The 8,185-nt window shown below is 65.8% G+C and carries 8 protein-coding genes and 1 pseudogene; 6 read left to right on the top strand and 3 right to left on the bottom strand.

Going from position 1 to position 8,185, the window contains the following annotated elements:
• The first annotated feature begins 127 nt into the window (after positions 1-127).
• From VIR09_RS21030 to VIR09_RS21055, 6 genes are all read left to right on the top strand, one after another.
• Entirely contained in the window at positions 128-1,339 is a 1,212-nt protein-coding gene (locus VIR09_RS21030) for a 3-hydroxybenzoate 6-monooxygenase (RefSeq protein ID WP_332014610.1), read from the top strand.
• Between the two features lie 29 nt (positions 1,340-1,368).
• A complete protein-coding gene (locus VIR09_RS21035; protein ID WP_332014611.1) occupies positions 1,369-2,544 on the top strand; it encodes an ABC transporter substrate-binding protein in 1,176 nt (391 codons plus the stop codon).
• 66 nt (positions 2,545-2,610) lie between these two features.
• Positions 2,611-3,525 (top strand): branched-chain amino acid ABC transporter permease, encoded by a 915-nt coding sequence (locus tag VIR09_RS21040; protein ID WP_332014612.1) that lies wholly within the window; start codon positions 2,611-2,613, stop codon positions 3,523-3,525.
• 11 nt (positions 3,526-3,536) lie between these two features.
• On the top strand, positions 3,537-4,505 hold the full coding sequence (locus tag VIR09_RS21045) for a branched-chain amino acid ABC transporter permease (RefSeq protein WP_332014613.1): 969 nt from the start codon (positions 3,537-3,539) through the stop codon (positions 4,503-4,505).
• Positions 4,498-5,250, top strand: coding sequence for an ABC transporter ATP-binding protein (locus VIR09_RS21050; RefSeq protein ID WP_332014614.1), 753 nt, complete (start codon positions 4,498-4,500; stop codon positions 5,248-5,250). The genes VIR09_RS21045 and VIR09_RS21050 overlap by 8 nt, the downstream gene beginning before the upstream one ends.
• The gene (locus VIR09_RS21055) at positions 5,250-5,942 is read left to right on the top strand and encodes an ABC transporter ATP-binding protein (RefSeq protein ID WP_332014615.1); all 693 of its coding nucleotides are present in this window, start codon (positions 5,250-5,252) and stop codon (positions 5,940-5,942) included. Before VIR09_RS21050 ends, VIR09_RS21055 begins: the two co-directional genes overlap by 1 nt.
• Before the next feature lie 14 nt (positions 5,943-5,956).
• Here VIR09_RS21055 and VIR09_RS21060 read toward each other — a convergent pair whose 3' ends face one another.
• The 3 genes and pseudogenes from VIR09_RS21060 to VIR09_RS21070 all read right to left on the bottom strand — a co-directional run.
• On the bottom strand, positions 5,957-6,319 hold the full coding sequence (locus VIR09_RS21060) for a glyoxalase superfamily protein (protein ID WP_332014616.1): 363 nt from the start codon (positions 6,317-6,319) through the stop codon (positions 5,957-5,959).
• 419 nt (positions 6,320-6,738) lie between these two features.
• Positions 6,739-7,755 carry a tripartite tricarboxylate transporter substrate binding protein gene (locus VIR09_RS21065; RefSeq protein ID WP_332014617.1) on the bottom strand — a complete coding sequence of 339 codons (1,017 nt, stop codon included), beginning with the start codon at positions 7,753-7,755 and terminating at the stop codon, positions 6,739-6,741.
• Between the two features lie 217 nt (positions 7,756-7,972).
• Positions 7,973-8,185, bottom strand: a pseudogene (locus tag VIR09_RS21070) (amino acid ABC transporter ATP-binding protein); the annotation flags it as partial.

The following is an 8,185-nucleotide window of genomic DNA, read 5'->3' on the forward strand; positions in this document are numbered from 1 at the left end:
GGCGGCCGCGATGGCGCTGCGCGCCGGCATCGCGCCGGGCGACGTGCCTATCCCCGCCCTGCAGGCGCAACTGGTGAAACAAGGCGTGTTCCTGGGCGGCCAGGACTGAACGGCTCGGAGGCCACGCATGAACGCAACGCAGACAGGAAAATCCGTGATCGTGGTGGGCGGCGGCATCGGCGGCCTGGCCGCTGCACTTGCACTGACCCGGCAAGGCATCGCCGTACAACTGCTGGAACAGGCCGCCCACATCGGCGAGATCGGCGCCGGCATCCAGCTCGGCCCCAATGCCTTCGCCGCGCTGGACGCCCTGGGCGTGGGCCAGACCGCGCGCAGCCGCGCCGTGTTCACCGACCACATCATCATGATGGACGCGGTGGACGCCCAGGAAGTGGTGCGCATCGATACCGGCGCGGCCTTCCGCGAGCGGTTCGGCGGCCCCTATGCCGTGATCCACCGCGCCGACATCCATCTGTCCATCCTGGAAGCCGTGCAGCAGAACCCGCTGATCAGCTTCCGCACCTCCACCCAGGTCGCCTCCATGTCGCAGGACGGCAAGGGCGTGGAAGTGGTGGACACGCAGGGCAAGCGCTACCGCGCCGACGCGGTGGTGGGCGCGGACGGCGTGAAGTCCGTGATCCGCGAGCGCATGGTGGGCGACCCGGCGCGCGTGACGGGTCACGTGGTGTACCGCGCCGTGGTCGAGCGCGACAACATGCCCGAGGAACTGCGCATCAACGCCCCCGTGCTGTGGGCCGGCCCGCATTGCCACCTGGTGCACTACCCCTTGCGCGGCGGCCAGCAATACAACCTGGTGGTGACCTTCCATAGCCGCGAACAGGAAGAATGGGGCGTGCGCGAGGGCAGCAAGGAAGAAGTGCTGTCCTACTTCCAGGGCATACACCCGCGTCCGCACCAGATGCTGGACCGCCCCACTTCCTGGAAGCGCTGGGCCACCGCCGACCGCGAGCCCGTCGAACATTGGGGCCAGGGCCGCGTCACCATCCTGGGCGATGCCGCGCATCCCATGACGCAATACATGGCCCAAGGCGCCTGCATGGCGCTGGAAGACGCGGTAACGCTGGGCGAGGCCGTGAAGCATTGCGGACACGACCTGGAAGCCGCGTTCCGACTGTACGAATCCATCCGCATCCCGCGCAGCGCGCGCGTGGTGTGGTCGACGCGGGAGATGGGCCGGCTGTATCACGCGCGGGGCGTGGAACGCACCGTGCGCAACATGCTGTGGACCGGTCGCAGCCAGTCCCAGTTCTACGACGCGTTGCAGTGGCTGTACGGCTGGAAGGTGGAAAACTGCCTCGCGGGGCATTCCTCACTATAGAAAAAATGCAGGCACCCAAGGAGACAACCATGAGAAAAACCGCAATCCGCGGCACCGCCGCCTTCACGCTTGCGCTGGCCGCGTTCGCGGCCGGCGCGCAGCAGAAGCCGGTGGACATCGGCTTCATCGGCACCCTGTCCACGCCCGCCGGCTACATCGGCGAAGACGAGCGCGACGCCTTCATGCTCGCCGTGAAGGAAGGCGACGGCAAACTGGGCGGCGTGCCGGTCAATGTGCGCGTGGAGGACGATGCGCTCAAGCCCGCCAACGCCAAGCAGATCGCCGACAAGATGGTGCAGGGCGGCGTGCGGCTGTTCACCGGCATCAACTTCTCCAACGTCATGGCCGCCGTCGGCCCGACCGTGCTGAACGCGGGCGCCTTCTACGTCAGCCTGAACGCGGGCCCCTCCAACTACGCCGGCAAGGCCTGCAACCCCAACTACTTCTCGGTGGCGTTCCAGAACGATTCCTACGCCGACACCGCGGGCCTGGCGGCCAACGAGCTGGGCGCCAAACGCGTGGTCATCATGGCGCCCAACTACCAGGCCGGACGTGACGCGGTCGCCGGGTTCAAGCGCACCTACAAGGGCGAGATCGCCGACGAGATCTACACCAAGCTGGAGCAGGCTGACTTTTCGGTGGAGCTGGCGCGCATCCGCTCGCTCAACCCCGACGCCATCTTCCAATTCCATCCGGGCGGCGCGGGCATCAACCTGACCAAGCAGTTCGCCAACTCCGGCCTGGCCGACAAGATCCGCATGATCACGCCCATCTACTCGATGGACGACCGCATGCTGGCCGCGACCGGCAACGCGGGCAAGGGCTTTTACCTGAGCTCGCTGTGGAGCGCGGACCTCGATAATCCGCAAAGCAAGCATTTCGTCGACGCCTTCACCAAGGCCTACAACCGCGCGCCCACCGCCTATGCGGCCCAGGCTTACGACACCGCCAATCTGATCGGCTCCGCGCTGAAAGCCGTGAACGGCGACATCACCGGCCGCGCCGACGATTTCCGCAACGCGCTGCGCCGCGCCGACTTCCCCAGCGTGCGCGGCAAGTTCAAGTTCGGCCCCAACCAGCATCCCATCCAGGACTGGTACCTGCTGCACATCGAAGCCGGCCCTGACGGCAAGCTGGTCTACAAGAACCTGAAAGTCATCGCCCGCGACCATACCGACGTGCACGCCGTCGACTGCAAGATGTAAGTCCGCGCCGCGGCCGGCGGATTGCGCGCATTCCGCCGGCCGCCGACCACTCCACAAGGAGTCCCCATGCTGATGTTCCTGGAGCAGGTCCTCAACGGCCTGCAGTACAGCGCTTTGCTGTTCCTGTTGTCGGCCGGCTTGACGCTGGTGTTCGGCATCATGAACGTCATCAACCTGACGCACGGCTCGTTCTACATGGTCGGCGCTTTCTGCGCCGCGAGCGCAGCCGCCGCCACCGGCTCTTTCGCCGCCGCGCTGCTGGCGGCGCTGGCCGGCGCGGCGCTCTACGGCTTGGTGGTGGAGTTGCTGGTGATCCGCCACCTGTACCGCCGCGATCACCTGGATCAGGTGCTGGCCACGCTGGGCCTGACGCTGTTCACCAACGAGATGGTGACCGTGCTGTTCGGCCGCAGCCCGCCCTTCATGGACATCCCGCCGTTCCTGTCGGGTTCCGTGGAACTCCTGCCCGGCCTGAACTATCCCCTGATGCGGCTGGCCTTCATCGGCGCCGGCGTGCTGGTGGCGCTGGGGCTGTGGCTGCTGATCTCCCGCACGCGCGTCGGCATGCTGGTGCGCGCCGGCGCCGACGATGGCGAAATGGTCGACGCGCTGGGCGTGAACATCCAGCGCCTGTTCACGCTGATCTTCACGCTGGGCGCGCTGCTCTGCGGCTTCGCGGGCGTAATGGCCGCGCCGCTGCTGGCGGTGGAAATCGGCATGGGCGAACGCATCCTGATCACCACCTTCGTGGTCATCGTGGTGGGCGGCGTGGGGTCGGTGCGCGGCGCGCTGGTCGGTTCGTTGATGATAGGCATGACCGATGCGCTGGGACGCGCCTACATTCCGTTCTGGATGTCGCGGCTGCTGCCGCCGGAGCTGTCGGATTCGGCAAGCTCCAGCCTGGTCTCGGCCAGCATCTACATCCTGATGGCCATCGTGCTGCTGTTCAAGCCGCGCGGCCTGGTGCCCGCGCAGCGATAGGAACGATATCCATGACCAGAAAAATCATCGTCAACACGATCGGGCTGCTGCTGTTCGTCCTGGTGCCGGCCATCGCCTCGGCCACGGGCGAGAGCTTCCTGATCAACCTGATGACCCGCTTCCTCATCTACGCCATCGCCGCCGTCAGCCTGGACCTGATCCTGGGCTACGGCGCCATGGTCAGCTTTGGCCATGCGGCCTTCTTTGGACTGGGCGGCTACGTCATCGGCATCGCCGGCTTTCACCTGGCCCAGGGCGACACGCTGTTCGGCTGGAGCGGCAGCAATGCGGCGCTGATCATGTGGCCGCTGGCTGTCGCCAGCGCCGCGCTGGCGGGCCTGGTGGTAGGCTTCCTGTCGCTGCGCACCTCGGGCGTGCAGTTCATCATGATCACGCTGGCATTCGGGCAGATGCTGTACTTCATCCTGGTCGGCCTGATGGTCTACGGCGGCGACGACGGCCTCTCCATCGACGCGCGCAACACCCTGCCCGGCCTGGACATGAACAATCCGACGACGTTCTATTACGTCTGCCTGGCGCTGATGACGGCCTGGGTGCTGGCGTGCCGCCGCATCGTCAATTCTCCCTTCGGCATGGCGCTGCAAAGCATCAAGCAGAATCCGCGCCGCAGCATCGGGCTGGGCCTCGCGCCGCTGCGCTACCGCCTCACCGCCTTCGTGCTGTCGGCCGCCGGCACCGGCCTGGCAGGCGCGCTGTGGGCCAACTACGCGCTCTTCGTCAGCCCCGACATGTCGGCCTGGCAGAAGTCCGGCGAACTCATGGCCATGGTGATCCTGGGCGGCATGGGCTCGATCTTCGGTCCCGTGCTGGGCGTGGCGGTGTACCTGGGCCTGGAACAGGTCGCCACCGCGTGGACGGAACACTGGATGCTGATCCTGGGCCCCGTGCTGGTGCTGGTGGTGCTGTTCGGCAAGCGCGGCGTCTATGGCTGGCTGGTGGGAGGCAAACATCATGACTGATCACCCCAAGCTGGAAATCCGCGAGCTGCAGAAATCCTTCGGTGCGGTGCGCGCGACGCAAGGCGTCAATCTGCAGGTCCGCCCCGGCGAACTGCACGCGCTCATTGGCCCCAACGGCGCCGGCAAGACCACGCTGCTGTCGCAGATCAGCGGTGAAATCCTGCCGGACGCGGGCGCCATCCTGCTCGACGGCCACGACATCACCCGCATGCCCGCCCACAAGCGGCCCGGGGCCGGGCTGGCGCGCTCGTTCCAGATCAGCCAGCTCTATCCCGCCTTCACCGCCGAGGACAACGTCGCCATGGCAGTGCAGGCGCACAGCCCCGGCGGCTTCAACCTGTGGAAAAGCGCCCGCCGCCTGCCGCAGCTGCGCCAGCCCGCCAGGCTGGCGCTGGAACGCGTCGGCCTGGGCGAACGCGCCCACGTGCGCGTGTCGGAACTGGCCCACGGCGAAAAGCGCCAGCTGGAACTGGCGATGGCCTTGTCGCTGGACGCGTCGCTGCTGCTGCTGGACGAACCCATGGCCGGCATGGGCGCCGAAGAATCGCAACGCATGACCGCGCTGCTGCAAGAACTGAAGGGCCGCTACGCCATCCTGCTGGTCGAGCACGACATGGACGCCGTCTTCGCCCTGGCCGACCGCATCACCGTGCTGGTCTACGGCAAAACCATTTACACCGGCACCCCCGACGAGGTGCGCCGCCACCCCGACGTGCGCGCCGCCTATCTGGGCGAGGAGGACTGATGCTGCATGTCAAACAACTACAGGGCGGCTACGGCGCCAGCAAGGTGCTATTCGGCGTGGATATGGACATTGCCACGCGCCAGGTCGTATCCCTGATCGGACGCAACGGCATGGGCAAGACCACCACCGTGAAGACCATCATGGGCATGCTGCCCGCGCAAGGCGGCAGCATCCTGCTCGACGGCCAGCCCATAGAAGGCCGCGCCCCGCACCGCATCGCCCAACTCGGCATAGGCCTGGTGCCCGAGGGCCGCCGCGTCTTCGGCTCGCTGTCAGTGGAAGAAAACCTGATAGCCACCGCCCGCAACACCCGCGCAGGCTGGCATGTCGGCCGCGTCTTCGACCTGTTCCCCCGCCTGAAGGAACGCCGCGCCCAATCCGCCCGCACCTTGTCCGGCGGCGAACAGCAAATGCTGGCCGTCGGCCGCGCCCTGCTCATCAACCCGCGCCTGCTCATCCTGGACGAAGCCACCGAAGGCCTGGCGCCGCTGATCCGCCAGGAAATCTGGAACTGCCTGCGCCGCCTGAAGGAAGAGGGCCAGACCATCCTGGTAATCGACAAGAACCTGAAGGAAATGGCCACGCTGGTCGACCGCCACCATGTCCTCGAAAAAGGCCGCGTCGTCTGGCAAGGCAGCCCCGCGGAACTCGCCGCGCAGCCGGAGCTGGCGCAGCGGTATCTGGGCATCTAGGGGGTCTAGGGCGTCTAGTCGGACGATTCGCAGAAGCTCAGCCGATTGCCGAACGGATCAATGACGTCCATCACCCGCCCCCACGGCATCTCTTCCACGCCCGGCCGCATATAGCCATAGCCCTTGGCGTTCACCTCGGCCTGGAACTCGTCCACGCCCCGCATCCGCACGAACACCGCGGATCCGGGCGTGCCATCGCCATGGTGCTCGCTCAGGTGCAGCACCAGATCACCGCGATGCACTTGCGCGTACAGCGGCAGGCCAGGCTCGAAGCGATGCTCCCAGTCCCACTCGAACCCCAGGAAATCCAGATAGAACTCGCGCGCCTTCTCCACGGAGAAGATACGCAGGATGGGAATGGCAGTTTGTAGATGCATGACGGCCCCTGGTCAGTAAGCAAGGACTCTCAGCATAGATCACAAGCCGCGCAGCAAAACGCACACCATCACGACGCAAGACACCGCGTAAGCCCCAAAAGGCCGCCCGCGCGGCCGGCCTGGGGCGGGCCCCGCAAGACACGCCACCCCACACAGACGTCGGCAAGAACCAGAAGAACGCCAATCGCCCCAGCTGACGTCAAGTTTCAACCGCCGGAGCCCGTCGCGTCGGCGGCCCGCGGTGTGCGGGGCGTCGATAAGCCCAAGGGAATCTGAAGGAACCGCCGCAGGCGGTGACGAAGATGACGCAGGGGAAGTCCGGAGCGAACGCTCCGGACCGCGATCGCAGCCCCGCACACCGCGGGCCGCCGACGCGACGGGCGTCTTAAGAACCAACAACGCCCATCAAGACAAACCAATCAATTCAAGCTAGCCCCAGAGATCTTCACAATCTCCTGATACTTCGCCTTCTCACTCTTCACGAATTCAGCAAACGCCTCAGGCGTCATCGGCGCAGCCTCAGACCCCATCGTCAGCAAGCGCTGCTTCACATCCGCCTGCTGCATCGCTTCCGAGTAAGCCTTGTTCAGCTTGGCCACCACCGGCGCCGGCGTGCCGCCCGTGGTAAACACGCCGAACCAGGTTCCCAGGTCAAAGCCCTTGATCCCCGACTCTTCCACCGTAGGCACATCCGCCAGCAGCGACGAACGCTTGGCGGTCGTCACGGCCAGCGCCTTGACCTTGCCGTCCTTGATCAGCGGAGCCGAAGCCGCCAGATTGTCGAACATGAAATCCGACTGACCCGACAGCAGCGCCAATTGCGCAGGCGCCGCGCCCTGGTAAGGAATGTGCTCGACATTGATGCCCGCGCGCGCCTTCAACAGCTCGCCCGACAGATGACCCGCGCTGCCGTTGCCGCCCGAACCGTAGTTCAGCTTGCCCGGGTTCTTCTTCGCGTAGTCGATCAGATCGTCCAGCTTCTCGATCTTGTTCTTCTGCGCGAACTCGACGTTCATCACCAGCACATTGGGCACCGAAGCCACGATGGTCACCGGCGCGAAATCCTTCACCGGGTCATACGGCAGATTGGCGAACAGCCAGGGATTGATGGCGTGGGTCGCGACCGCGCCCATCACCAGCGTGTAGCCATCGGCCGGGGCCTTGGCCACCAGGTCGGCGCCGATATTGCCGCCCGCGCCCGAACGGTTCTCCACGATGACCGGCTGGCCCAGGGAGCCACGTACCTTCTCGGCCAGCATGCGGGCCATGGTGTCCAGCGGGCCGCCGGGCGGGTAAGGCACGACGAAGCGCAGCGGCTTGGTCGGGAAATCGGTGGCCTGGGCCAGCGCGGGCGCGCCGAAAGGCAGCGTGGCGGCCAGCGCCACGGCGCCTTGCAACAGGGCGCGGCGCACAGCGCTGCGGGGGGTCTGCGTCATGATGTTGTTCTCCTCGCTTTGGATCAGTAGCGGTCAGTAGCATACCGCAGCAAGGAACACGGCGTAACAAAGAGATACCAGCAGAACCCCCGGCTGTTCGCCCAACAGCGCCGCCGCCAGCGCCTTTGCTGCAAGCCGGCCTCCCTATGAAAAACACCCCAAAGATCGGATCGGCGTCCAACTTTTGGGGTGCGATGCGGAAAGGAAGTGATTCCGGTCAGTGCAGGATCTGACTCAGGAACAGCTTGGTCCGCTCGTTCTGCGGATTGTCGAAGAACTCGTCCGGGCTGTTCTGCTCGATGATCTCGCCGCGGTCCATGAAGATCACGCGGTTGGCGACCTTGCGCGCAAAGCCCATTTCGTGGGTCACGCAAATCATCGTCATGCCGCTTTCCTGGGCCAGAGTGACCATCACGTCCAGCACTTCCTT

This window comes from Achromobacter sp. (assembly GCF_036567245.1).
GTDB lineage: Bacteria > Pseudomonadota > Gammaproteobacteria > Burkholderiales > Burkholderiaceae_B > Achromobacter.

Excerpts from the sequence above, each read along its gene's own strand:
- VIR09_RS21065 (WP_332014617.1), bottom strand. The coding sequence starts at position 7,755 with ATGACGCAGACCCCCCGCAGCGCTGTGCGCCGCGCCCTGTTGCAAGGC.
- VIR09_RS21045 (WP_332014613.1), top strand. The coding sequence starts at position 3,537 with ATGACCAGAAAAATCATCGTCAACACGATCGGGCTGCTGCTGTTCGTC.
- VIR09_RS21035 (WP_332014611.1), top strand. The coding sequence starts at position 1,369 with ATGAGAAAAACCGCAATCCGCGGCACCGCCGCCTTCACGCTTGCGCTG.
- VIR09_RS21050 (WP_332014614.1), top strand. The coding sequence starts at position 4,498 with ATGACTGATCACCCCAAGCTGGAAATCCGCGAGCTGCAGAAATCCTTC.
- VIR09_RS21030 (WP_332014610.1), top strand. The coding sequence starts at position 128 with ATGAACGCAACGCAGACAGGAAAATCCGTGATCGTGGTGGGCGGCGGC.
- VIR09_RS21040 (WP_332014612.1), top strand. The coding sequence starts at position 2,611 with ATGCTGATGTTCCTGGAGCAGGTCCTCAACGGCCTGCAGTACAGCGCT.
- VIR09_RS21060 (WP_332014616.1), bottom strand. The coding sequence starts at position 6,319 with ATGCATCTACAAACTGCCATTCCCATCCTGCGTATCTTCTCCGTGGAG.
- VIR09_RS21055 (WP_332014615.1), top strand. The coding sequence starts at position 5,250 with ATGCTGCATGTCAAACAACTACAGGGCGGCTACGGCGCCAGCAAGGTG.